The sequence below is a fragment of the Sulfurimonas lacustris genome (genome assembly GCF_059705355.1).
The window spans coordinates 108,714-133,679 of the sequence record NZ_AP046126.1; the positions used below are offsets into that span (position 1 = coordinate 108,714).

23 protein-coding genes are annotated in these 24,966 nt (G+C 28.7%); 21 read left to right on the plus strand and 2 right to left on the minus strand.

The genetic code is table 11. The features are described from left to right. Position 1 precedes the first annotated feature (1 nt). The 20 genes from AC6H4V_RS12445 (at position 2) to AC6H4V_RS12540 (ending at position 22,431) form a co-directional block, all read left to right on the plus strand. Positions 2 to 1,264: a glycosyltransferase gene (locus tag AC6H4V_RS12445; protein ID WP_497607980.1), complete on the plus strand. Its 1,263-nt coding sequence runs from the start codon at positions 2 to 4 to the stop codon at positions 1,262 to 1,264. After that, positions 1,261 to 2,031, plus strand: a complete 771-nt coding sequence (locus AC6H4V_RS12450; RefSeq protein ID WP_497607981.1) for a CapA family protein — start codon at positions 1,261 to 1,263, stop codon at positions 2,029 to 2,031. The genes AC6H4V_RS12445 and AC6H4V_RS12450 overlap by 4 nt, the downstream gene beginning before the upstream one ends. A 16-nt stretch (positions 2,032 to 2,047) precedes the next feature. Continuing rightward, the gene (locus AC6H4V_RS12455) at positions 2,048 to 3,484 is read left to right on the plus strand and encodes an asparagine synthase-related protein (protein WP_497607982.1); all 1,437 of its coding nucleotides are present in this window, start codon (positions 2,048 to 2,050) and stop codon (positions 3,482 to 3,484) included. Between the two features lie 68 nt (positions 3,485 to 3,552). Then, positions 3,553 to 4,536 carry an EpsG family protein gene (locus tag AC6H4V_RS12460; RefSeq protein ID WP_497607983.1) on the plus strand — a complete coding sequence of 328 codons (984 nt, stop codon included), beginning with the start codon at positions 3,553 to 3,555 and terminating at the stop codon, positions 4,534 to 4,536. A 13-nt stretch (positions 4,537 to 4,549) separates the two neighbouring features. After that, positions 4,550 to 6,454, plus strand: coding sequence for an asparagine synthase (glutamine-hydrolyzing) (asnB, locus tag AC6H4V_RS12465; RefSeq protein ID WP_497607984.1), 1,905 nt, complete (start codon positions 4,550 to 4,552; stop codon positions 6,452 to 6,454). Between the two features lie 84 nt (positions 6,455 to 6,538). After that, on the plus strand, positions 6,539 to 7,669 hold the full coding sequence (locus AC6H4V_RS12470; protein WP_497607985.1) for a glycosyltransferase: 1,131 nt from the start codon (positions 6,539 to 6,541) through the stop codon (positions 7,667 to 7,669). After that, the gene (locus AC6H4V_RS12475) at positions 7,666 to 8,601 is read left to right on the plus strand and encodes an NAD-dependent epimerase/dehydratase family protein (RefSeq protein WP_497607986.1); all 936 of its coding nucleotides are present in this window, start codon (positions 7,666 to 7,668) and stop codon (positions 8,599 to 8,601) included. The genes AC6H4V_RS12470 and AC6H4V_RS12475 overlap by 4 nt, the downstream gene beginning before the upstream one ends. Beyond that, entirely contained in the window at positions 8,598 to 9,716 is a 1,119-nt protein-coding gene (locus tag AC6H4V_RS12480) for a glycosyltransferase family 4 protein (RefSeq protein WP_497607987.1), read from the plus strand. The genes AC6H4V_RS12475 and AC6H4V_RS12480 overlap by 4 nt, the downstream gene beginning before the upstream one ends. Then, positions 9,713 to 10,600: an NAD-dependent epimerase/dehydratase family protein gene (locus AC6H4V_RS12485; protein WP_497607988.1), complete on the plus strand. Its 888-nt coding sequence runs from the start codon at positions 9,713 to 9,715 to the stop codon at positions 10,598 to 10,600. Before AC6H4V_RS12480 ends, AC6H4V_RS12485 begins: the two co-directional genes overlap by 4 nt. Before the next feature lie 88 nt (positions 10,601 to 10,688). Continuing rightward, a complete protein-coding gene (locus AC6H4V_RS12490; RefSeq protein ID WP_497607989.1) occupies positions 10,689 to 11,894 on the plus strand; it encodes a type II toxin-antitoxin system HipA family toxin in 1,206 nt (401 codons plus the stop codon). Then, positions 11,863 to 12,081: a helix-turn-helix domain-containing protein gene (locus AC6H4V_RS12495; RefSeq protein WP_497607990.1), complete on the plus strand. Its 219-nt coding sequence runs from the start codon at positions 11,863 to 11,865 to the stop codon at positions 12,079 to 12,081. Before AC6H4V_RS12490 ends, AC6H4V_RS12495 begins: the two co-directional genes overlap by 32 nt. A gap of 12 nt (positions 12,082 to 12,093) precedes the next feature. Further along, positions 12,094 to 13,056 (plus strand): MraY family glycosyltransferase, encoded by a 963-nt coding sequence (locus tag AC6H4V_RS12500; protein ID WP_497607991.1) that lies wholly within the window; start codon positions 12,094 to 12,096, stop codon positions 13,054 to 13,056. Next, on the plus strand, positions 13,056 to 13,628 hold the full coding sequence (gene rfbC / locus AC6H4V_RS12505; RefSeq protein WP_497607992.1) for a dTDP-4-dehydrorhamnose 3,5-epimerase: 573 nt from the start codon (positions 13,056 to 13,058) through the stop codon (positions 13,626 to 13,628). Before AC6H4V_RS12500 ends, rfbC begins: the two co-directional genes overlap by 1 nt. A 66-nt stretch (positions 13,629 to 13,694) precedes the next feature. Beyond that, the gene (locus tag AC6H4V_RS12510; protein WP_260937392.1) at positions 13,695 to 14,063 is read left to right on the plus strand and encodes a hypothetical protein; all 369 of its coding nucleotides are present in this window, start codon (positions 13,695 to 13,697) and stop codon (positions 14,061 to 14,063) included. A 19-nt stretch (positions 14,064 to 14,082) separates the two neighbouring features. Continuing rightward, positions 14,083 to 15,783 (plus strand): polysaccharide biosynthesis protein, encoded by a 1,701-nt coding sequence (locus AC6H4V_RS12515; protein ID WP_497607993.1) that lies wholly within the window; start codon positions 14,083 to 14,085, stop codon positions 15,781 to 15,783. Positions 15,784 to 15,787: 4 nt separating this feature from the next. Further along, complete coding sequence (locus tag AC6H4V_RS12520) at positions 15,788 to 18,577, plus strand: DEAD/DEAH box helicase family protein (protein ID WP_497607994.1); 2,790 nt, start codon at positions 15,788 to 15,790, stop codon at positions 18,575 to 18,577. A 56-nt stretch (positions 18,578 to 18,633) separates the two neighbouring features. After that, positions 18,634 to 18,801, plus strand: coding sequence for a hypothetical protein (locus tag AC6H4V_RS12525; RefSeq protein WP_497607995.1), 168 nt, complete (start codon positions 18,634 to 18,636; stop codon positions 18,799 to 18,801). Between the two features lie 170 nt (positions 18,802 to 18,971). Continuing rightward, positions 18,972 to 19,277, plus strand: coding sequence for a hypothetical protein (locus AC6H4V_RS12530; RefSeq protein ID WP_497607996.1), 306 nt, complete (start codon positions 18,972 to 18,974; stop codon positions 19,275 to 19,277). A gap of 94 nt (positions 19,278 to 19,371) precedes the next feature. Next, complete coding sequence (locus AC6H4V_RS12535) at positions 19,372 to 21,093, plus strand: helicase C-terminal domain-containing protein (RefSeq protein WP_497608072.1); 1,722 nt, start codon at positions 19,372 to 19,374, stop codon at positions 21,091 to 21,093. A 228-nt stretch (positions 21,094 to 21,321) separates the two neighbouring features. Continuing rightward, positions 21,322 to 22,431, plus strand: coding sequence for an AAA family ATPase (locus AC6H4V_RS12540; protein ID WP_497607997.1), 1,110 nt, complete (start codon positions 21,322 to 21,324; stop codon positions 22,429 to 22,431). Positions 22,432 to 22,468: 37 nt separating this feature from the next. Here the strand turns inward: AC6H4V_RS12540 and AC6H4V_RS12545 are convergent, their stop codons facing one another. Continuing rightward, positions 22,469 to 22,837, minus strand: coding sequence for a hypothetical protein (locus AC6H4V_RS12545; RefSeq protein ID WP_497607998.1), 369 nt, complete (start codon positions 22,835 to 22,837; stop codon positions 22,469 to 22,471). A gap of 336 nt (positions 22,838 to 23,173) precedes the next feature. On the opposite strand from AC6H4V_RS12545, the gene AC6H4V_RS12550 reads away from it, so the two are divergent. Continuing rightward, the gene (locus AC6H4V_RS12550; protein WP_497607999.1) at positions 23,174 to 23,623 is read left to right on the plus strand and encodes a helix-turn-helix domain-containing protein; all 450 of its coding nucleotides are present in this window, start codon (positions 23,174 to 23,176) and stop codon (positions 23,621 to 23,623) included. Positions 23,624 to 23,744: 121 nt separating this feature from the next. Here AC6H4V_RS12550 and AC6H4V_RS12555 read toward each other — a convergent pair whose 3' ends face one another. After that, positions 23,745 to 24,893 (minus strand): RNA-guided endonuclease TnpB family protein, encoded by a 1,149-nt coding sequence (locus AC6H4V_RS12555; protein ID WP_497608000.1) that lies wholly within the window; start codon positions 24,891 to 24,893, stop codon positions 23,745 to 23,747. Between the last annotated feature and the right edge of the window lie 73 nt (positions 24,894 to 24,966).

The window sequence follows — 24,966 nt, forward strand, 5'->3', positions numbered from 1 at the left end:
TATGTTGTACATATACAGTGCATTAGGTTTAGGTGGAATAGAAACTTTTTTTGTAAGAATGGCAAAAGAGAGGCACAATCAAGGACTGGTGACAAAAATATTATTATTTTCAGCTCCTGAACAAAGCAATAAGGCACTACTAGAAGAGATGAAAAAATATGCTAAAGTTTATTTTGCTAGTGAATTGTACACAACATTTACTCCATTTTCTAAAAGATTTCCACTTATTGCTCCTATAGATAAAAATAAATTTATTGAAATTATAGATGGTGTAACTCAATTTCATGGTTTTTCAGGCATGCACCTTTTGTTGGCGAACAGATTTAATAAAATCTCAAATCAAAACTTACCTATTACTTTTGGCTTTTATCACTACATAACATATGCTTGGGGTAAATGGGATGTTGCTTATTATGAGAAAATAAATAGAAAATTTGTTTTTGAATATCTGCCTAGAAAGTCAATACTATTTTGTACTGAGGGGGTTAAAGACTTTTATAAAAAACAGATGGGATTAGACCTGACAGGTGCAAATAATTTTAGACTAGGAGTGGTAGATAAAAAAGATATTGAACTTTCTGCAGATACAAATAGTCCTCTGCGAATAATAGCAATAGGAAGACTAGTGGAGTTTAAAACATATAACTTTTTTATGCTAGATGTGATCAAAAAGCTTAAAGACAAGGGAATTGCAGTTGTTTTCGATATTTACGGTGATGGACCTGACAAAGAAAAAATCGCTCAAAAAATAAAAGAGTTAGAGTTAGAAGATAGTGTGGTACTTAAAGGTTCATTGGAATATGACCTTTTTGATACTACAGTAAAAGAGTATGATATATTCATAGGTAGTGGCACAGCTATAATTCAAGCAGCAGGATTAGGCGTAGCTTCTATTGTCGGTATAGAAAATATGTTAGAACCAAAAACTTATGGATATTTTAGTGATGTATATCACGCAGAATACAATATAAAAGGCTTAGGTTTGCCACTATACGATATAGAAAAAATGATTTTAGATTATATTGCATTAAGCGATGAACAAAGACTGCAACTTAAAAAAGAACATTTAAATGCAATAGATATTTTTACAAATGAGTATTGTTCAGAATCTATGGAAAAGTTACGACATATACAGATGCCTAAAGATAGTTTTAAATATAATAAGATTTGGTATGAAATTACAAGAGTAATAGATAGGATTAACATGAAATATAATAATAATCATTCAAGAATAGTACAATTTGAGGATATAAAAAAGTCGTGAATAACACTAAAATAAAAAAAGAAACTATTTTTGGTGATGCATTGCCGTTGATACAAAATGCAGATATTTCATTTGTAAACCTAGAGTGTCCTTTGACTACCCATGATAAAGCTATAAAAAAATCTGGACCACCTCTTAAAGCAGATCCAAAGTGTGTAAAAGCATTAAAAGACTTTAGTATCATCGGACTTGCAAATAATCATGTGATGGATTTTGACAAACAAGGGTTAGAAGATACTCTAAAAGCTTGTGAGTCTATAAATGTACCATCTGTTGGAGCAGGAACAGATATAAAAGAAGCACAAAAGTTTAAGGTAATAGAAAAAGATGGATTTAAAGTCGCTTTTATTGCCTTAGCAGAGCATGAGTTTAATCAAGCAGATGAAAATAGAGCTGGTTCATCACCTATGGATGCTATAGATAATTATCATCAGATAATGCAAGCAAAAGAACAAGCAGATATGGTGATAGTTACACTTCATGCAGGAAATGAATACTTTCCATACCCACGACCAAATCTTAGAAAACTTTGTAAGCATTATATAGATTTAGGTGCAGAAGCTGTAGTGTGTCATCATCCACATGTGCCTGGGGCTTATGAATACCATAATGGTAAGCCTATTTTTTACTCTATTGGGAATCTGATATTTGATAATGCTAAACCTCCAAAAGTCCACAATACGGCAGATATCTATAAAAATGAAAGAGTGATAACTGAGTATGAGAATTTTTTTAATGAAGTGATAAATGACAAGAGAAACTCTTGACTAAAAAGGAACAATAATGAATAAATTTAACAATCTGGCTGGTAATGAAATTTATATTCACAAAAGTGATCTATCAAAAAAATCTTCAAATATTAAGGATGTTATTATACTATCAGACAAAAAAATTAATGTCTCATCAGTCTTATCGATACTCACTAAGGGCTATACGTTTGATACGCAAACTACTATTGAAGGTGTGAACTGTTCGCCGTGGATGACAGATACACAAACAAATATTACTGATTTATCAAGGCATCAGAAGCATGTACTTTCTTATGATGAAATTTCAAATGAACTAAAAAAAAGACTATTAAATGAAGCATCGAAATTCCTTGAAGGCAAGAAAAGAGTTGGTATATTACTAACAGGTGGTATGGATAGTAGAGTTGTGGCAGGTATAATTAGAGAGTTACAAATAAGAGGTGAATATAAAGGCGAAATAGTAGCTTTAACATGGGGACTTAAAAACTCAAGGGATGTTATATATTCTAAACGAATTGCAGGTAAGTTTGGATGGGAACATATACATTTTGACCTAACTCCTGAAATATTAAAAGAAAATATCATTTTAGCTGGAGAAAGAGGAGCTTTATATTCTCCTGTGCATCTTCATGCCATGAAAGCTGTTTCAGAACTTCAAAATATAGATGCTGTACTTGCTGGGAGCTATGGAGATAGTATAGGTAGAGCTGAATATTCTGGAGTGAGAGCTGAAAACTTGCCAGATATATTAAAAGTAGATCTTAACAGTTTTGGTTTTATGCTAAAAGATGCACAAAAAGATGCAATGAAAGAGCTTAGGAGTGTCTTGAAAATAGCAAGAGATAAATTTCCAGGTAGAGGAGAACAAGAATATAGAGAGATAGAGATGCAGATGCATTACATGAGAAGAGAACTGCACTCATGTATGCAAGTTATAAATGAAAAGATACCTCTGTATCAGATGTTTACAGACCCTGAGGTGTTTGGCTTTATGTGGAGTTTGGATTATCAGTGTAGAACTGACGATGTGTATGAGCATTTATTACAAAAGCTTCCTGGAGATTTGCTGGAAATCCCATGGGCAAGAACAGGAAAGAAATATAATCAAGATAAAGCAACAGTAGAAGATAATTTGTTGAAAACTCATCATCGCTACGGAGACTGGCTTAGAAATGATCTTAGAGATTTTGTTATTGAAAAAATCATGAATGGAAATTTACAGAAAATTGGCATTTTTAATAGTAGAGCTTTAAAAATGTGGTGCAAAGAATGGAAAACAGACAATAACCCAAATGCTGATAGGCTTGACTGGCAAATGGCATGGTTGGCTTCTCTTTCAATATTTATCGAAAAATATGACATACAGTCAGATAAAACATATAAATATAGCATTAAAGACGCCATTGAAGAAATAAAAGCTAAGTATTATTATGTAGCTTACAGTTTAGCTAGAAAACTTTTGAGAAAATAGTAAAAAAGTGCAGAGAGGTTTAGTGTGAAAAATATTGTTAAGATTTATGAACAGAGGATTTTTGAATTGTGATAACTAGCTATTTTTTTGATCCAAGAGGGGTGGAGAGAGTTTCTGTTTCTTACAGGATTTTGATTCTTTTATTAGCTTTTTTGTATGGATTGCTCATGGCAAGCTTTCCTATGGAGGGTGTTGTTGATAGAGGTAATTACTTAGACTATGCTGATTATTCTATTGTAGTGGCTGGAAGGTATTTACATCAAGGCGTATTGAGTTTTTTTACAAATGAGCCATTATGGCTTGGTATAAATATTTTACTCTCTCAGTTTTTTACTCCAGAAGATACTGTACGATTTGTAGCGGGTGTACCTGCTTTTGCCGTTGCGTATTATGTATTAAGATACAATCCTAAATATTTTATATTTTTATTATTTTTATTATTTTTACCTCAAATAATGAAAAATCATGTGAGTCATTTAAGACAGGGTGTAGCAATAGCTTTTTTTATTATAGGATGGTTTAGTTCGAAAAATACATTGCGTATATTTTTGATAGGTTTGACACCTTTTATCCATGCTTCATTTTTTTTTATTGTTTTCTTATTTGGATTAAATTGGTTAGCGACAAAAATGAAGTTTGCAATAGATTTGAAAACAGTAGTATATATTATTATTGGAATTGTGACAGGAGTAAGTATTAGCCTAATAGCAAGTAGTTTAGGAGCTAGACAAGTTTATTATGGAGATGGTGCTGAAACATCAGGTTTAGGGTTCATTTTTTGGACTGGTATTTTAAGCTTATACTTTTTAGAAGGTAAACAGTTTGCTAGAAGATATGCGTTTGTTATTTCTATACTTATCTTTTATTTGAGTACATATTTTTTATTTGGAGCTACTGCAAGAGTGTTTGAAAGTGCTTTGATTCTTGTGATGCTTACAGGGCTAGGTTTGACTAAGTGGCGAAAACAAATGTTTTATTTCGCTTTTGTTTTATACTTTATGATGATGTATAGTTCTAGAATAATGCAACCATATTTTGGTTGGATAAATTGAAAGGGTTGAGAATTTGAAAAATAAAAACATCTTAATATTTTGTGCTTCCATGCAAAAAGGTGGAGCAGAGAGAGTAATATCTCTACTTTTAAAAGAGCTTGAAAATGAACGAAGCATAAAAGTACATTTTATGATGATGGAGGATGGTATAGATTATGATTTACCAAAATATATAACTCCTATAGTGTTGTCAAATTCAAAAAAAAGTGGAGTACAAAAGCTTATAGAGTTACCATTTGTTGCATTGAAGTTAAAAAAGTATATAAAAGAAAATGACATTGATACTGTGATGTCATTTTTGTATAGACCAAACTATATAAATATTTTGGCTAAGGTTTTTGGAAGTAGTCATAAGAGTATTATAAATATAAGAAGTACAACTTCAAGATATAAAAATGAGGGCTTATTAGGTAAAATAAATTTATTTTTGATAAATAATTTATTTGATAAAGCAGATTTGATAATATCAAACTCAAAAGGTGTAGATGAAGATTTAAAATCTATTATGAACATAACTACAAATACAAAAGTAATTTACAATCCAGTTGATATAAAATATATAAATAGTAAAAAAGATATTTGTGAAGATGTGGATTTTGAATTTAAAGAAAACAAAAAATATATTATTTCTGTTGGTAGATTGATACCTCTTAAAAGAAATATGGATTTGATAACAGCTTTTTTTGAATTACAAAAAGAAGATGATAATTTAGAAATTCTTTTTTTAGGTGATGGAATTTTGAAAGATGAGTTGATAAAATTTGGATACAAGTTTAATACTAACTCAGATACTGAAGTATTATTGATAGGATATAAAGCCTATGGTGAAAAGATTCTTGATAAATTAAATGGTATGTTTGCTTTTGTAATCTATGATCCTGTTAAAAATATATTTTTTGGTTCACGTGATAGGCTTGGTAAAAAACCATTTTATTACTATAAAAAAGATGATATATTTGAGTTTTCTTCACAGTTAAAACAAATCACATTTCAAAAAGATTTAAAAATAGATAAAAAAAGTGAAAAGTTATATTTTAGATATGGATATGTACCTGAGCCTTATACTATTTTTGAAGATGTTTATAAACTTGAAGCAGGTCATAGTTTTATTTATAATTTGAGTAGTTCAGAATTTACCAAAAAACAGTATTGGGATATCTCTATATCAAATGAGCATTTTACTGAGTCTTATGAAATTATAAAAAAAGATTTAAAAGAGTTGATTGTAGATTCTGTAAAACAAAGACTTCATAGTGATGTACCTGTTGGAGTCTTTTTAAGTGGAGGAGTAGATAGTAGTTTAGTATCTTCAATAGTTGTAAAAGAATTAGGGCAAAAACTTGATACTTTTTCTATCAAGTTTTCAGAGGCAGAGTTTGATGAATCAAATATAGCAAAAGAGATAGCCACTATCCTTGGTACAAAACATCATACTTTAGAGTGTAAACCAGAAGATATGATAGAACTGATTGAAAATCTAAATGAATATTATGATGAACCATACAATGACTCTTCATCACTAGCCATGATGATACTCTCAAGAGAGACAAAAAAACATGTAACAGTAGCTCTTTCAGGAGATGGAGGAGATGAACTTTTTTGGGGTTATAACAACTACTTTAGGATGGCAAAAGTTAGAAAACTATATGAACTTCCAAAATTCATAAGAAGCAGTGCAAGTTTTGTATTAAATAAATCATCAAATTATCGTTTCAAAAAAATAGCAGATGGTTTAAATATTGATAATTTAGAAGAGTTGTTTTTATATAGTGGTAGGTTATTTGATTTTGAAAAACTTTTTAATCAAAAAAACATTTTGTGTCAAGATGAATATAAAAAATATTTGTATAGTCAAAAAGACTTTTTTGAAAGAATGTCAGACTATGATATAAAAACATATATGAATGGAGATATATGATAGAAAATCATATGAATGGAAAAGAAAATAACTACCATCAAATATGGACTTTAATATCTTATATCAAATGGATGGAAATGTATTATGAAAAGTAAAAAAATAGTCATACTCATAAACTCTTTGGAATCAGGTGGAGCCGAAAGAGTCGTGAGTAATTTACTAAATTTATGGGCAGAAGAGTATGAATGTTATCTAATACTAATCCATAATTATAAATTTTATGAGCTTGATAAAAGAGTTAAAATTATAAGTTTAGATGAACCAAAAGAATTATCAGGATTTGTAAAACTCTTAAGATTACCAGTATTAGCTTATAAATTAAGTAAAATTATAAAAGAATATAAATTTGATAATATAGTTAGTTTTCTTACAAGAGCAAATTATATAAATGTGTTATCAAATATTTTTATAAAACATCAAACAATAATTAATGAAAGAGCTATGCCATCGCTTCAATATCAATATGGATTAAATGGAAAAATAAATAGATTTTTGATTAAATCTTTATATCCAAAAGCTGATTTGTGCTTATCAAATTCTTATGGAAACATGATGGATTTGAAAAATAATTTTAATGTTGCAAAACTAGCTTATATTCATAATCCTTTTAATCTAGAAATGATAGAAAAGATGTCAAAAGAAGAAATCGAAATAGAGAAAAAAAGATTTACCTTTGTAACAGTGGGAAGACTTGACCATGGTAAAAATCATAAATTGATAATAGATACTATAAAAGATATTAATGCTGATTTATGGATTATTGGAGATGGAGAATTAAGAGAAGAATTGCAAAGGTATGTCAAAGAACTTAACCTTAATGATAAAGTTTATTTGTTAGGTAAAAAAGAAAATCCTTTTGCTTATATCTCGAAAGCTGATTATTTTGTATTTGCTTCAAATCATGAGGGCTTTCCAAATGTTTTGGTAGAAGCTTTGGCTTGTGGATTGCCTATCATAAGTACAGATTGTCAAAGTGGACCAAGAGAAATTTTAGCTCCAAACAGTGATGTAAGTTTTCAATTAAAAGATAAAGTAGAATTGGCTGAATATGGGATTTTAGCACCTATAAAAAATATAGAAAAAATGAAAGAATCTATGAACATGATTGTAGATGATGAAAGTTTGCGAATAAATTATCAAAACAAAGCTAAACAAAGAGCAAATGATTTTAGAATAGGAAAAATAATAAAAGAATATGAAAAGGTTTTTGTATGAAAAATATTTTATTAACAGGAAGTGCTGGATTTATAGCTTCACATTTAATAGAAGAACTTTTAAAAGATGAAAATAATTATATTATTGGAATTGATAATTTTTATAGTGGAACACAAGAAAATTTAGAGTTTATAAAATCTATAGATAAAGAAAATAGATTTCAATTTATAGAAGCAGATATTAGAAATTTCGAGGAAATAAATAAAATTATAAGAGATAAAAAAATAGAATATATTTATCATCTAGCCGCTATTGTATCAGTTCAGGAGTCAATATTAAATCCTCTTTTATCAAATGAAGTAAATGTAAAAGGTACTTTAAATATTTTGGAGTCAGCAAAATTAAATAGTGTAAAAAGAGTTATTTTTTCTAGTTCAGCTGCTGTTTATGGCGATGAACCAACTCAACCTAAAAATGAAAATTCTATTATTAAACCTATTTCACCTTATGGATATGAAAAACTTATAGGTGAACAATATATGAAACTATATAGTGAACTATATGGATTGGAAACTGTAATTTTACGATATTTTAATGTTTATGGAGAAAGACAGAGTGCTACGAGCGATTATAGTGGTGTAATTTCAATTTTTGAAAAAAAGTTTAAAAACGATGAATTACCAAACATCTATGGAGATGGTGAACAGTATAGAGATTTTGTATATGTAAAAGATATAGCAAAAGCAAATATAAAAGCTATGAATACTCCAAATGTTTCAGGGGAAGTTTTTTGTGTAGGAACATCTAAAAAGGTATCAATAAATAATTTAGTAAGTGTATTGAATAATAAATATTCTAAAAATATTAAAGCAAATTATTTAGAAGCTAGAAATGGAGATATAAAAGAATCTATTTGTGATAATAAAAAGATTAGGCAGTTTTTAGAATTTGAAAGTTTTATAAGCTTTGAGGAAGGGATTTTAAAACTATGAAAAAAATATTATATATAATTAATGTAGATTGGTTTTTTATTTCTCATTTCTTACCAGTTGGATTAGAGGGTATTAAAAGAGGTTACGAAGTTCATATTGCTTGTGGTATTACAGATAAAAAAGAGTATTTAGAAAGTTTAGGATTTATAGTTCATCCTATATCTATCTCAAGAAGTGGTACAAGTGTAAAAACTGAAATAAAAACTATTATTGAAATATACAAAATTATAAAATCTATCGACACACATGTTTTAGAGTTTTTTACTATTAAGCCAGTTCTATATGGAGGGATAGTTTCAAGATTTTTAAAAATTCCTAAAAAAGTTTTTTATATCACAGGATTAGGATATGTATTTATAGCGAAAGGTCTAAAAGGCTTTATAGTAAGAAATATTGTAAAAATGTTATATAAATTAGCAATAAGTGGTAAAAATAGTTCAATTATTACTGAAAATATTTATGATAAAGAACTTATTAATAGTCTAAATGCAGTTAATGATAATCAAATCAATATTATAAGAGGTGCAGGAGTTGATTTATCAAAGTATTCTTATATAGAAGAAGATAACAAATATATAAAAGTATCTATGGCATGTAGGTTATTAAAAGACAAAGGTGTATTTGAGTATATTGAAGCTTCAAAAATTTTAAAAAAGAAATATCTAAATGTAAAATTTGAATTATATGGAGATATAGATATTCATAATCCAGCTAGTTTGACTAGTGATGATGTTGAAAAGATAAAAAAAGATGGTTTTGTAAGTGTATATGGATTTAGTAGTGATATAGCAAAAGTATTTAGCGACTCAAATATAGTAGTACTTCCATCATATAGAGAGGGATTACCAAAAGTTCTTATAGAAGCAGCAGCTTGTGGTAGAGCAGTTGTGACAACTGATGTGCCTGGTTGTAGAGATGCAATAGAGCCAAATGTTACAGGGCTACTTTGTGAAGTTAAAGATACTGAATCATTGGCTAGTATGATAGAAAAATTAATAGTGGATAAGAATTCACGAAATAGTATGGGAACTTCTGGACGAGAACTTGCAGAAAAAGAGTTTGATATAAATAAAGTTATAGAAAAACATTTTGAGATATATGAAGGTAAAAAATGAAAAAGCTATTGATAACAGGCTCAAATGGTTTTGTTGGAAGCCATTTCATAAACAAGTACCAAGATAAATATGATATTAAAACTTTTAGTTTTTTAAAAGATAGTATTGATAGTTTGGATTGTAATGGTGTAGATGTGGTTTTTCATCTCTCAGCTTTAGTTCATCAAATGGGTGGGGCAAGTAGTGAAGAATATGAAAGAGTAAATGTAACTCAAACTTTAGAACTAGCAAAAAAAGCAAAAGAATCTGGTGTTAAACACTTTGTCTTTATGAGTACAGTTAAAGTGTATGGGGAAGAGACAGATAGCAAATATACTGAAAATAGTGTTTGCAATCCAGAAGATGAGTATGGAAAAAGTAAACTAAAAGCAGAGATTGAACTTTTAAAATTAGAAGATGAAAATTTTAAAGTAAGTATTATAAGAACTCCTATAGTTTACGGATATGGTGTAAAAGCAAATATCAAGTCGCTTGTGAATTTAGTAAATAAAGTTCCTATTTTACCTTTTGATGGCATAAAAAATAAACGAAGTATGGTCTATATAGGAAATCTTTGTCATTTAGTAGATGAAATAATAATCCAACAAAAATCAGGAATCTTTTTGTGCGCTGATGACGAACCGTTGAGTACTTCAAGATTGATAGAGCTAATAGCTAAAAACTTGGATAAAAAAGTGTATCTTATCAAAATACCACTATTTGAAACTTTTTTAAAACTACTCAAACCATCATTTCATAAAAGACTTTATGGAAGTTTGGAAGTAGACAATAGTATTACACGAAAAAAATTAAACTTATCAAATCCTTATAGTGTGGAAGATGGTATCTCTTTGATGCTCCACCCCAAGGGCACTTCTTTCAGGGCGAAAGATATTAGGGATTAGTGGTTAGGTTTTAGTTGGTAGTATAAAATACTTTACAAAATATAACTTTTATAGTATAATTGTAAACTAATTTATACAAGGTAGTTAAATGATAGAGATATTTCACCATCAAAAAGCAATAGCATCATTTATCAAAGATAATAGAAACTTTATCATTGACTATAAAGATTTTGATATAAAAAACTCTATCGCACTATCTTTACCAAATACTCAAAAGATATATCTATATGACTATAAATTTCCACCATTTTTAGAGAGTTTTTTGCCTGAGGGGTATTTGTATGAGATATTTAAAAATATCTTATCAAAAGAGTATGGTAAAGTAGATGATTATTTGATATTTTCACTACTTAGTTCGAATATACAATCAAGAGTAGAGTTTCAAAGTGATCTGCAAAATAGCATAAAGTTTCCTGAGTTTAATATTGAAGAGATATTGTCTAATGATACAAATGATACTTTTAGCACTCTTCTTCAAACCTTTTTAAATAAAAATGCTATCAGTGGAGTACAACCAAAAACAATAGCACTTTTAAATGATAAAGAAAAACTAGACACAAAAGAGTATATCATCAAAACTTGGGGCGATGAATATCAAGACTTAGCACTCAATGAATACTTTTGCCTAAAAGCTGTTGAAAAAGCAGGGGTGAAAATAGCTAATGTACAACTTTCACTTAACAATAAGTTCCTAATAGTAGAAAAATTTACACTAAAAAGTGATGGTAGTTTTTATGGATTTGAAGAGATATTATCTTTGATGAATAAAAACAAGGATAGTAAATATGATGGAAGCTATGAGCAGATTGCAAAGATTATCTATTCATATACAACTAATAAAAAAGAGTCAATGATTGCTTTTTATAAAACGGTGGTTATGAATTATCTGCTTAAAAATGGTGATGCACATTTGAAAAATTTTGGGTTACTTTATGAAGATGACTTTAAAAATATATTTTATTCACCTGTATATGATGTGGTAAATACTGTAGTATATATTCACAAAGACAAACCAGCTCTTATGATGGATGGTAAAAAAATATGGCACTCAAAAGATACTCTTGTAAAGTTTGGACAAAGGAGTTGTCTTTTGAGTCTAAGTGAAGTTAAAAAGTATTATCAAGAGTGTTTTGAAGCACTTATTTGGGTAATAGATGAGCTAGAAAGTTATCTAACTAAAAATCCAGACTTTAAGATAGGAAAAATGATGCTGGATAGTTGGAAATTATCACTACAAGAAGTGAGTATAAAGGAACTTAGTGATGATACTATCAGAACTTGGAAAAACTATTAAAACTTTGCGACAACAAAAAGGACTTTCTCAAGAAATTCTAGCAGAACAATCAGGAATCTCAAGAGCAACATTATCAAAGCTAGAAAATGGCTATATTGCAAATATAAGTATAGTGACAGTCAATCAAATACTTTCACTTCTTGGCTATGAGATTGATATTAAGCCAACTAATCCATTTAGAACATAAGGAAAAAAACAGATGATTTATATAATTTTATTTTTACTATCTTTTACTTTGACATACTTCATAAAAGAGTATGCGATCAAAAAGTCACTCGTAGCACAGGTAAATGAACGAAGTAGCCATAGTGTACCTACACCTCATGGAGGGGGAATAGCAGTGTCACTTACTTGGTTTATAGGACTTATCTATCTGTATATAAATGACCAAATAGATCCTGCACTTTTTTATGCACTGATTATTGGTGCTGTTATAGCTGTGGTTGGGCTTATAGATGATATAGTTGAGCTCTCACCAAAACTTAGGATGGTAGTGTTTGCATTAGTTGGTGCTAGTGGGCTATATATCGTAGGTGGATTAGATACTATTACTTTTGGATTATTTGATATTTCCAATCCTATTATTACTTCTATAATAGCAATGTTGCTTATTCTTTGGTATATAAATCTTACAAATTTTATAGATGGTATTGATTCTTATCTTGCAATGAAGTTTATATTTTTAAGTGTAGCAGGACTGATATTGTTTGGAGCAGATCACTTTGTAGTACTTGGTGTGTCAGTGTTAGGATTTTTATATTGGAATTGGCATAAGGCAAAGATATTTATGGGAGATGTTGGAAGTACACTTCTAGGATACACTATAGCTATCATAACAATCTATTATGCAAATATAGAACCCACAAACTTATGGATATGGGTTACACTTTATGGAGTGTTTTGGTTTGATGCAACGATTACTTTGATAAGAAGAAAGCTAAATGGTGAGAAACTAACTGAAGCTCATAGAAAGCATGCATATCAAAGACTCACTCAAAGTGGATGGAGCCATAGCAAAGTTACATTATATGCTACTATATTAAATCTAGTGATATTTGCACTTGTATATTTTATACCAAATGTTGCAATAAGTTTTACTCTTAGTTTAGTGTTGCTTTATGGGGCTTATAGGTTTGTAGAAGCTAAGAAAAAGTTTGAGTGATGAGATATAAAAGATTAGAAATACCAGAACTTATTGTTTGTGAACCAACACTTCATAAAGATAATAGAGGTTTTGTATTTGAAGCTTTTAAAAAAGAGAGTTTTGATGAGTTTGTAGGATTTGAAGTAGATTTTTGTCAAGATAATATTTCATATAGTAAATATGGAGTTATACGAGGACTTCATACAAATAGTTTAAATCATGCCCAATCAAAACTTGTTAGTGTATTGCAAGGTAAGATTTTAGATGTTGCAGTTGATTTTAGAGTTGGAAGTCCAACCTTTGGAAAATATATATCAGTTGAATTGAGTAGTGAAAATCATGCCCAACTTTTTGTTCCAAGGGGATTTTTACATGGCTTTTGTGTTTTAAGTGAAGATGCAATTGTAAATATAAAAATTGATAGATATTTTGCAGCAGGTGAAAGTATTGGTGTAAAGTATGATGATAAAGATTTGTCTATCAATTGGAAGATAAGTGCAAAAGATATTATTTTAAGTAAAGCAGATATTGAATTAAAATTGTTTAAAGATGTAATATCTCCATTTGATTATGGTAAAAATTATTATTAGATGAAGCAGTTTGTATAGTAGTTTTAGATAAAATAAATCTTAAAAAAAGTGTACTAGGATATAAAAATGAGTAATAAAATGAAATATGTTGAAGATGCTATGAATAGTGATGTGTCAGTTGCAATAAAATATGTACATAAATTTGAAGAAATGATGCAAAATCATCTTGAAAAAAGCTTTGCTATTGCTGTTACAGGAGTAAACGAAGCTAATATGATATTAAAAAAATTAAATGTTTCTGCAACAATTTATTCTATAACTTCTGATGAAAGATTTAAGCAGTTAGAGAATGGAGCTTTGATTCTTACAGATGATGAAACTATTGCAAACAAGATAAAAGAACAATTAAAAGAATATACAGATCTTATATATAGTCCTGTATTAGCAGCTATAGGAATTTCAATTTTGGAAGATAATGTTGCAGTTTCTAAATAAAAAAATATTAAACTTTCTAGTGATAATTGTACTATCGCTTGTTACTTTTTGGTGGACATCGTTTATATTTCATCTTGATATGGCTTGGAATGTAATAGCAACTATCATTGGCTTTAGAATATTAGCATCATTACTTATTTTTAAAGACTTTTCACTATCATGGAGTAAATCTACTCAAAAAACATTTCTTATAAAAACTATAGTTGTTGGTGTACCAACTGTGATTTCTATGGGAGTGTTTTATGGAAATGTAAGGTTGGCATTTTTAATATCCGAAGCTTCATTTTATCTAGTATCCATATCTCTTGCTATGTATAGTTACTATTATTATATCAATCGCAGCGGTGTTTCTAAAACAAAATCTTTAGTAATCTATGGAGCTGGAAAAGCAGGAAATAAACTTGAAGATGAATTTAGAGGTAGTGAGTATAAGGTAAAGTATTTTGTAGATGATGATAAGATTTTGCAAGGTAGAAGTATCGATGGAGTTAGAGTTATATCAAAACAAAAACTCAAAGAACTTGTAGATACTAAAAATAAATATGATTTATTGGTTATTGCAATGCCTAGTACAAATAAGGATAGAATCAAAGAGATACACGAAAACTTAAGTACATATTTTAAACAAATCAAAATACTTCCAACCATAGAGGAGATTTTACGAGATAAAAACTTCTCAGCACAGTTAAAAGATATAAGTGTAGAAGATTTGCTAGCACGACACCCAAAAGATCTTGATAAAAAAGCTATTAAAAAATTTATAGGTGGTAAAAAAGTTCTGATCACAGGAGCTGGTGGAAGTATAGGAAGTGAGATAGCTAGGCAGTGTGCTAGTTTTGGGGCTAGTGAATTAATACTTCTTGATCATAGTGAGTTTAATCTATACCAAATCGCTGAAGAATTAGATGAGTTCAAACCCCATCTAGTGATGCAATCAGTTTCAAACCTTGAATTACTAGATAAGACATTTGAAAAATATAAACCAGATATCGTGATACACGCAGCTGCATATAAGCATGTGCCTTTAGTAGAGGATAATATCGGCGAAGCCATTATAAATAATATTAAGGGAACTAAAAATGCAATTGATTGTGCTATCAAACATGATGTAAAGAAGTTTGTACTTATTTCAACTGATAAAGCAGTACGTCCTACAAATGTTATGGGTACGACTAAAAGAATATGTGAACTTTATGCGCAAAATATTAATACACCCCAAAATACAGAAATAGTAGCCGTAAGATTTGGGAATGTACTTGGAAGCAGTGGTAGTGTAATACCAAAGTTTAAAGCTCAAATAGAAGCAGGAAAAAATATAACTGTAACACACCCAGATATCACAAGATATTTTATGCTTATCCCAGAAGCTTGTGAGCTTGTACTTCAAGCAGGAAGTATAGGACGTGGTGGAGAGATATTTATACTTGATATGGGTGAACCTATTAAGATAGTAGATTTAGCTTCTAAAATGATAGAGCTTAGCGGAAGAAATGAAATACAAATAGAGTTTAGTGGACTTCGACCTGGAGAAAAACTCTATGAAGAGCTACTTATCAATGATAGTGATATGAAAACGCAGTATGAGTCTATTACAGTTGCTGGAAAAACGCACTATGATATAGAGAAACTAAACCAAGATATACAAGAGCTTTTATCTTGTGAAGATAAAATAGAAAAACTAAAAGAGATAGTACCTGAATTTGATCATAAGTTGAACTAGCTATATGATAAAATTTACCCCTAAGCCACATCAAAATAAAGCTATTGATTTAGTTTTCAATAGCGAATATGGTCTTAATAATTTTGATAGAACTCAGCTTATTATGGCTTGTGGAACAGGTAAAACTTTTACTTCATTACAAATTGCACAAAAAAATATAGAAAAGAAACAATCATCAATAACTATCATGCTTTTTCCGTCTTTATATTTGATTGATCAAACAAAAAAAGAGTGGGAGAAACAAACTGATATAAATAGCTTTAAAAATCCACTTGTAATCTGTAGTGATGATACTATAGGGAAAAATGAAGAGGATGATATATTTGAGATTGAAAAGTCAGAAGTTGAATATACAGTTACAACAAACTATAAAAAAATAAAAGAATATATCAATACAAATAGAGAAACTCATCAACTAATTTTTTCTACATATCATTCAAGCCATCTTCTAGGTAAAGCCTTATTAGAGTTAAATCTAAAAGCAGATTTAACTTTATTTGATGAAGCTCACAAAACAGCAATTATAAACAAAGAAAACAATAGTAAATCTATGGGTTATGCTCTTGATGATGATAAATTCCCTTCAATAAAAAGAGTTTTTATGACAGCAACTGTGAAGCATTATGTTTTAAAAGATGACTCAGAAGTTGAAGTTTTTTCTATGAATGATAAAGAGCTATATGGGCAAATTTCTTATGAATATTCTTTAAGAGAAGCAATCAATGATAAAAATATAGCTGATTATCAAATCGTAGGTATTGTTATAGATAGTGAATATATTGAAAAGTTTAGAGCTATAGATGAACTTGAAAAGAAAAATCATCGTGATGAAGAGTATTATAATTTGAAATCGGAACAAAAAATTGTTAAGATTAAAGCTATTGAAGAAGCTATGAGAAGATATAAAATTAAAACAGGTCTTTCATTTCATAGAACAATAGAGGACTCTAAATATTTTGCAAATAATTATAAAGGTTCTAATATTGATATAAATCATGTTGATGGTACTATGAATCACAAATTAAGAGCTGAGATACTAAAAAAACTTGATAGGAAAGATAATTATATAGTAAGTAACTCAAGACTTTTAACAGAGGGTGTTGATCTACCTGATATTGGAATGGTTTTTTTAGATAAAAATATGAGTTCAAAAATCGATATAACTCAACTTGTAGGAAGAGTGCAAAGAATTTCTAAAGATAATCCTCATAAATTAGGTTATATTGTATTGCCTTTATTTATCGACGATATCTCTAAACTTGATTTAGAACTATCAAGAAATGATGAACTTAGAACACTTTTTGATATTATTAATAATTTTAGGCATATAGATACACAATTAAGAGAAGAGATTGCAGCTAAAAAAAGTTATACAGATGATTCAAGCAATTGGAATGAAAACTTTGAAAAAGTGATCTCTTTTAAAAGTAAGTTTAATAAGCTACCTACTTTAAAATCTAATAATAAAAAAGAGATAGAACTAGCTATTTGGTTAAATCTGCAAGAAAAAAATATAGAAAATAATATATTAAGTTGGAATAAAATAGAAAAACTTCATAAACTTGATAGTAAGCGTTTTTCTAAAAGAGCAAAAGTTCATATAACTAATATGAGTAGCTTAGAAAATGATAAAATAGATGAAATAGAGATATTTTATGAAAAACTAGAAACTGTAGTTTTAAGTAGAAAAATTATATCTTCTGAAGATGAGTATGTAAAAGCTACTAAAGAATTTATTGAAAATAATGGAATAGAAGCATTAAAAGCAAGAACAATTTATAAAGGCTTGAGCATAGGTCAATATAGGTCTGATAAGAAGAAAATATTTAATAAACTCGAATGTGAAAGATTAAAAGAAGAGATGATTTTAGAATATGGTCATATTCATGAAGAGTTCCTTTTAAGTGCATTAGAGATTTCTAAAAAAAATCATTTCAAAGCAACCATTGATTTTATTGATAAATTTGGTTTAGAAAAAATAAATGCTACAGCAGAACATAATGGTCTTAAAATCGGAATATATAGAAATGAGTGGAGAAAAAAGTACAATAAAGCCACTGATTTGGAAAAGAAAAAGTTAGAAGATGAGTTTAGTGTAATACATAAAGATTATCTTTTAAGTGCAAATTTTGTTTATAAAAGAGATCATTTAAATGCTACAGTTGATTTTGTGAAAAAATATGGATATGAGAAACTAGTTACAAAAACAGTTCATAATGGATTTAAAATAGGTCAATTTCGTAATGAGATGAGAAGAAAATTTAAAAGAGCTAAAAGTGATGAACAGCAACAACTATTAGAAGAGTTTAACTCAATTGATGAGTATTATTTGGTAGATAGTGCATATAAAAATTTTATTTTAAATTTTAAATATACAAAAGAGTTTGTCCAAAAATATGGTCTAAAAGCGTTAACAAATCTTACTGAATATAAAGGCTATAAGATTGGTGATTTTAGAAGTAGGCAAAAGTTAAAATATAAAAATTTAGAAAATGATACCGAAAAAACTGAGATGAAGAAAAAATTTGATGAAATAGATGAAGATATTTTGTTAGATGCTCTTTATGTTTCTAAAAGAGATCATATAAATGCTACTTTAGAGTTCATTAATGAGTTTGGATATAAGCAGTTAAATCATAAAACTATTTATAAGGATTTTAAAATTGGTTCTTTTAGGGCAAATTGTCGAGAAAAATATAAAAAGTTATCTAAAAAAGAGAAAGAAGATATGAAAAAAGAGTTTGATGTGATTAGCGAAGATTTTTTGATTTCTAAAAGTAGAAACAAAGAATAAAACTTACTATCATGTTGAATTTGATAAAATGTAAAATAAACTTTTAGGAATTAAAAATGGAAACTGGAGCAATAATAGGTAGCACGATAGCATTATTGATAATGGGGTTTTCGGCTTTAGTAATATATAGAACTAAAGATAGAAAAGAACCACTTACGATCATGGAAGATGGAGATGTAGTTAGATTGTTTTTGACTGATGATGATTATGATGAGTTAGCATAGCGGATATCAAAGAGAATAAAGAAAGAGTATATGAGGAGATTAAAAAACTAGTTCAACATCGCTCAAAAGAGTTAGTTAGATTTGTAGATAGAGTTACATTTTTTAAAGATGGTGATCCAAAAAAAGAACAAGAACTTTTAAATATAATCTTATCAGCAAAAGCATAGTAAATGCTTTTGTATTCTTTACAAATCATTGTAAAAGAAAAAATCCAAAAGATAACTTCCAGTGATTTTAGAAGATTTATTTTAGCTATTACAGATGGATTTACGGATGAGTTAAAATCTAAAATCAATTTTCATATTAGTGATGATGATTTTAAATCTGCAAATCAAAGAAAAATTCCATATCTACTTTTTGCAAAACCAAATGATAACAGTTTTAGACTATTTGCTTATGGTGAAGTTGGATTAGAGATTTTAGAAAAAATAAAAGAGATATTTCCTAATGAGTTTTATCTAAAAGTGGAGTGGTAAAACTAAAATACTTTTAGAATCAGCTATAAAAATTTTACATGAAAGAGATACATCGGTTATCATTGCAACTGCTAATAATGCCCTTGTGTTTGATATGCTTAGTAAAGCAAAAGAGTATAATATTCCAAGTGAACATTTAGAAGTTTTAATAGGTAAAAAAAACTATGTTGATCTTGATGTAATACGAAGTCAAGTGTTTTTAAATGAAGCAGGGCTTACACTCAAACAAGTTGCTGATTATTTAGAAATCAATCCTGAACCTTTGATATATGATTTTATAGAGCATTTTCATTTGTCTCATGTATTTGAAGATGTTATTGGATTTGTGGATTTGGAAGTGCCAGTTGATGATTTACTTGTACAAGAAAAAGTATCTAATAAATTTGCTCAAAAGATAGCTTCTATTGCAACTAGAAAAAAGGTATTTATCACAAACCATTTCTTTTTGATATTAATTTATGCCCAAATAGGGCGAACGAATATGCAAATCAATGAGATAGCTAAAATGCCAATTTTGATGGATGAAGCTCATCAAATAAATGATGCTGCTACTGCATTTTTTTCAAATACTTTTTCCCCTTATCGTTTATCTATCTATTTATCACTGGTATCTGAAACAAAAATGGCAAAAAAAGATACTGCTATGTTGCATAGTTTTAATAAATATTTTAAAGAGATTTGTACATACGATAAATCTGATGCTATTTTGGAAAAACTAAAAGATGATGTTATTCAAAAAAATAAGTTTGATAAGTTAAAAGTGCTTGTAAATAAACTCAATGAGAAAAAAGGTGTAAGTGTTGTTGAACAAAAGCATCTGAAAAATCTAAAGCAAGAGCTTATGGAGATGATATACCTTATGAAGCGTCCATATCTCAATGTAACTTTTTCTGCTATAAAAAAAGTACCTACAATATCATCTATTTTGATTGATTCTGCTATTGGACTTAGAAATATGTGGGTCAAAAATAAAAGTATGATAGTAGGGATTAGTGGTACTTTTAGAATCTCTAAATATTCTGGTTTTCATGAAAATGAGTGGAGTTTTAAACAAATAGGATTTTTAAGATTTAAACCAAAAGAGGGGAAATTACTTGATAAATACAATCAAAAGTGGAATGATAGGATATCTAATAATAGAACATTTTTGATTGAAGAATCTATATTTGATAAAAATCAAGCTATTAGATATCTTGTAGATGAACTCTATTATGCTTGTCCAAAAGTAAGTAAAGACACAAAACTTGCAGTTGAGCATATGCAAAATTGGATTGAAAATATAGCTAATAAAATGGCAAGTGATTTTATTTATAAAAATTGTTTGATACTTATGACCTCTTTTGAAAATTGTGAGATGCTTTATAATGAGCTATCTAAAAAAGAAAATCTTCAACAAATGGGGTACACGATACTGTACTCCACTACGGATAAATCGATGAGATTCCTGCAAGAAGAGTATAAAAAATTGGCAATGAATGGTAATAGAACAATACTTATAGGGAATATCTCATTTTTTACAGGTATTGATCTTCCCAATGAGTTGATTAATACATTGATTATTGGGAAACTCCCATTTGAACCAAATAACTTCTTGAAAAAACGAACAGATACTGATAATAACTATGGTTCAGTAATCAATAATAGAAACAAAGCAATCATAACTTTTAGACAAGGGATAGGAAGAGGACTAAGGAATAATCATGATAGAGTTTTTATAGCTGTATGTGATCCTAGAATATATGATAAAAAGAATGCAAGTTTTTTATATTTTATTGAATCTATGAGTGTGCCTCATAAGATGCAAAAAAATTCATAACAGATGCTGGGATTTTTATGTTAAAATAACTGTATTCATAAAGTAGTTCATATAGTTTATTGTTTTTGATTTAAAAAGTGCCTGGTGAAGCTAAAAGTCATATTACTTTTCATACTACTTTATGATTTAGTTGTATTATTAGTTAGACTGAATTCGTGGTTTAGAATAGTATTATATACTTCAAGGTATAATACTATAAAGTATAAAATAAATATAAGAGAATAAATCATGATAAAGAAGCCTTTCCATTACGGTGGTACTGTGGATAATCAACATTTTTGTAATCGAACAAAAGAGATAAAAGAGCTTAAAACTGATATAGATACAGGACTAAATCTTTTGCTATATGCTCCCAGACGATTTGGAAAAACATCTTTGGTGCTACACACATTAAAACAAACTCAGTATCAGTATATATTTTTGGATTTTATGAGTATCGTTGATGAGCATGAGTTTATTAATGAATATTTTAATGCTATTTCTAAAAGCTTAAATACAACAGCAGACAAGGTTGTTGATTTTTTTAAAAAGATTTTAAAAATCAAACCAAATATCTCTGTTGATTTTGGTATGGATGGAACACCATCATTTAAACTTAACTTCCTACATAAAGAAAATAATACAGTACTAAAAGAGGTACTTGAACTCCCATATTTATATGCAAAGCATCATAATATTAGAGTTGTTGTAGTTTTTGATGAGTTTCAAGAGGTGATAAATCTTGGTATTGAAGATAAGTTAAGATCAGTACTACAACATCATGAAGATATTGTTTCATATATTTTTTTAGGAAGTAAAAAATCTATTATGACTAATCTTTTTTTTGATAAAAGTAAACCTTTTTATAAATCGGTAAAACATATTCCTATAGATAAAATTGAAGCAGAGCATTGGCATAAATATATTCAAGATGGCTTTAAATCACAAAATAAAGAGATAGAGTTAAATCATATCGAGATGATACTAGAAGTGTCAAAAGGGTTTCCATACTATACACAACAAATAGCAAGTGAACTTTTTAATATGACTCAAAACTTTGTAACTAATGAGATGGTTGAAGAGGCAATAAATTCTATACTTGAAAAAGAGGAAGATTTGTTTTTTAACGAATGGAATCACTTAAGCCAACAACAAAAAAAAGCTTTAAAATTTTTAGTCCATTTTGGTGGAGAAAATATTTATCAAAAAGAGAAAATGATTGAATATAACTTAACAAGTTCATCACTAAAAAAAGCAGTTGAAGGACTGATAGCAAAAGATGTTATAGATTTGAAAAAAAATAGTTACTATTTGCAAGATCCTTTATTTGAGATATTTTTGAGAAGAAAATTGAACTAAAGAAAAATAAAAAAGATTTTACCTATATAGCCCCAAATTATGAGGCTACTTTGTGTTCTATCGGATTTGGATAGGTTGTATATTGATACTCATCTAGTATCGAAAACTCAAAAAATGTGGCATTTCCTAACTGCTCAATATCAATCCCATGTTTTGAACACACATCAAGTAAACATTCAAAATCCTCATCGTCCACTTGCATATTTACAATGATTTTTTCTCTGTTTGGAAGTTGGATATTGGAATATTTTGAGTTCTTAAACTCTACCAAATCAAAGGATATCTCATTGTTAAAATCTTTTTCAAGCATATCATGTTTAAAGTTATAGTAGATATCAACTGGTAATGCAATATCTGCGACAATATGAGAACATTCTCTTGTTGAAATATCAATTTCTTTCATCATCAGTTTATTTTCCTTATGTATTAAAATTGGTAATGAATTTTATAAAAATAATTGTAATTTGTGATTAGAGTTGAATAATTTTCAACTTCAAAAAATCACAAATCAAAATTTTTAATATATACTTCTCTCATATTAAAACCAAACCTCTGTCTTTATGACATGTTTGCCGATTTTCGGCAATTTTTGACTCGTAACATACTTTTTTAAAAGTATTGATAGTTGTATGTATTTCCACAAGGAGTTTTTTAAACATTTCTCCTTGGTGGAGATATTTGTCGTTTAAAACCCCTTATGGAAGTACATCAGTATTTCACATTTTATTTTAAGGGGTTCATTATGGACAAGACAATTAAAAAATCAAGTGCAGGTGCTTTATTTAAAGGCAATGAGGGTTATTTAACTCTAGGTTTACAAAGAGTAAATGTCAAAATGGTTAAGGCTACAGAACAACAAATGGTTAAGCCTAACTCACCAACTTTTAGATTGGTGCAAATTGACAAAAATAATCCTGAACTTAGAAAAGATTTGTGCGGTTTGTTCTTAAAGCAGACAAATGGCGGTACAAATTTTTATGAGGGTTCACTTGAAATTGGTTTTGGTGTGATGCAAATCACAATTTGGAAAATAGCTGAAGAAAAAAGGAAAAGTGATACTTCGCCTACTATGGCTATTTTTGGAAAATTAATGCTTGAGAGATTAGATAAAAATACTGATAATAACAGTACAACTAACTCTAATCAAGATATACCTGAAGTTGAAATTTCAGATGATGAGATACCTTTTTAATAGGTATTAAAAATGGCTTCATAGAGCCGTTGACTTCTTCAGGTGCATTTAGCAATCTGATTCTAAGCTTCACAACTTAGATTCCTGTTTCATAGATGCTTGTCTCGTAGACTGTAGAATACTACATTCCGCCGACAGTGGCATCTCCACAGGCTAGCTCCGCTAGTCCAGCGGTTAAAATATTATTGGCTGCATTTACATCTCTATCATGGGTGGTATTGCAGTTATTACATTTCCATTTTCTTATGTGTAATGGTTTTTTACCAGTGTTTGTCCCACATTTGGAACAAATTTGTGAACTTGGGAAAAAAGGTGAAACGAAAGATATTGTTCTACCGTACCACATAGCTTTATATTCAAGTTGATTAATAAATTTTGACCAACTTGCATCAGCTATATGTTTTGATAGTTTTTTATTTCGTATAAGTCCTTGTATATTCAAGTTCTCTAAACAAATTACTTGGTTTTCGTTAATCAGTTTAGTAGATAATTTGTGTAAAAAATCATTTCTACAATCAGCTATTTTAGCTTGTACACGAGCAACTTTTTTTGAGGCTTTTACAAAATTCTTAGATTTTGGTGTTGGATCACCCTTGTATCTGCTATGTTTTTTCTTTAACATTTTTTTTTGAAGTTTTGTAAGTTTAAGTGAATATTTTGCGAATGCTTTTAATGGTTTATATTTTACACCATCACTAGAAATAGCAAAATCACTTAAGCCCACATCAATACCGACAGTTTTAGTCAATACTGATTTAGGCTCAATTGTTTCTTCAACTAAAATTGATATGAAGTATCTATCTGCACTATCTTTAGTGATTGTAATAGATGAAGGTATTCCATTGAAGTTTCTACTCCATCTAATATTAAGAGGAGTTTTAGATTTTGCAATAAATACATTTCCATCTTTATATGTAAAGCCAGTAGATACTAAACGAAAAGATTGATGAGATTGTCTTTTTTTGAAAACAGGATATTGAGATTTTTTGGCAAAAAAATTACTAAAAGCTCTATCTTGGTCTCTCAAAGTTTGTTGTAAAGCAACACTTGAGACTTCATTAAGCCAATCAAATTGATTTTTTAAAGAAGTAAGCTTTTTGGATGAATCAGCATAACTGATTTTAACTTTATTGGTTGTGTATTCTTTAGAACGCCAGTCAAGTATGTTATTCCAAACAAATCTGACACTACCAAATGTTTTAGTTAAAAATTCTTTTTGCTCATTATTAGGGTAGAAGCGATATTTATAAGCTTTATTAAAAGTTTTCATTTGTGTATTTTAGCAATTTTACAAAATTTAATCAATTTTGTAAATTTTCATTATTTCATATTAGGAGTGTAAA

Coding starts and splice junctions, on each gene's coding strand:
- AC6H4V_RS12495 (WP_497607990.1), top strand. CDS start 11,863: ATGATACTATCAGAACTTGGAAAAACTATTAAAACTTTGCGACAACAA.
- AC6H4V_RS12455 (WP_497607982.1), top strand. CDS start 2,048: ATGAATAAATTTAACAATCTGGCTGGTAATGAAATTTATATTCACAAA.
- AC6H4V_RS12520 (WP_497607994.1), top strand. CDS start 15,788: ATGATAAAATTTACCCCTAAGCCACATCAAAATAAAGCTATTGATTTA.
- AC6H4V_RS12490 (WP_497607989.1), top strand. CDS start 10,689: ATGATAGAGATATTTCACCATCAAAAAGCAATAGCATCATTTATCAAA.
- AC6H4V_RS12535 (WP_497608072.1), top strand. CDS start 19,372: ATGCTTAGTAAAGCAAAAGAGTATAATATTCCAAGTGAACATTTAGAA.
- AC6H4V_RS12510 (WP_260937392.1), top strand. CDS start 13,695: ATGAGTAATAAAATGAAATATGTTGAAGATGCTATGAATAGTGATGTG.
- AC6H4V_RS12540 (WP_497607997.1), top strand. CDS start 21,322: ATGATAAAGAAGCCTTTCCATTACGGTGGTACTGTGGATAATCAACAT.
- AC6H4V_RS12480 (WP_497607987.1), top strand. CDS start 8,598: ATGAAAAAAATATTATATATAATTAATGTAGATTGGTTTTTTATTTCT.
- AC6H4V_RS12525 (WP_497607995.1), top strand. CDS start 18,634: ATGGAAACTGGAGCAATAATAGGTAGCACGATAGCATTATTGATAATG.
- AC6H4V_RS12475 (WP_497607986.1), top strand. CDS start 7,666: ATGAAAAATATTTTATTAACAGGAAGTGCTGGATTTATAGCTTCACAT.
- AC6H4V_RS12530 (WP_497607996.1), top strand. CDS start 18,972: ATGCTTTTGTATTCTTTACAAATCATTGTAAAAGAAAAAATCCAAAAG.
- AC6H4V_RS12445 (WP_497607980.1), top strand. CDS start 2: ATGTTGTACATATACAGTGCATTAGGTTTAGGTGGAATAGAAACTTTT.
- rfbC (WP_497607992.1), top strand. CDS start 13,056: ATGAGATATAAAAGATTAGAAATACCAGAACTTATTGTTTGTGAACCA.
- AC6H4V_RS12555 (WP_497608000.1), bottom strand. CDS start 24,893: ATGAAAACTTTTAATAAAGCTTATAAATATCGCTTCTACCCTAATAAT.
- AC6H4V_RS12500 (WP_497607991.1), top strand. CDS start 12,094: ATGATTTATATAATTTTATTTTTACTATCTTTTACTTTGACATACTTC.
- AC6H4V_RS12545 (WP_497607998.1), bottom strand. CDS start 22,837: ATGATGAAAGAAATTGATATTTCAACAAGAGAATGTTCTCATATTGTC.
- AC6H4V_RS12485 (WP_497607988.1), top strand. CDS start 9,713: ATGAAAAAGCTATTGATAACAGGCTCAAATGGTTTTGTTGGAAGCCAT.
- AC6H4V_RS12470 (WP_497607985.1), top strand. CDS start 6,539: ATGAAAAGTAAAAAAATAGTCATACTCATAAACTCTTTGGAATCAGGT.
- AC6H4V_RS12550 (WP_497607999.1), top strand. CDS start 23,174: ATGGACAAGACAATTAAAAAATCAAGTGCAGGTGCTTTATTTAAAGGC.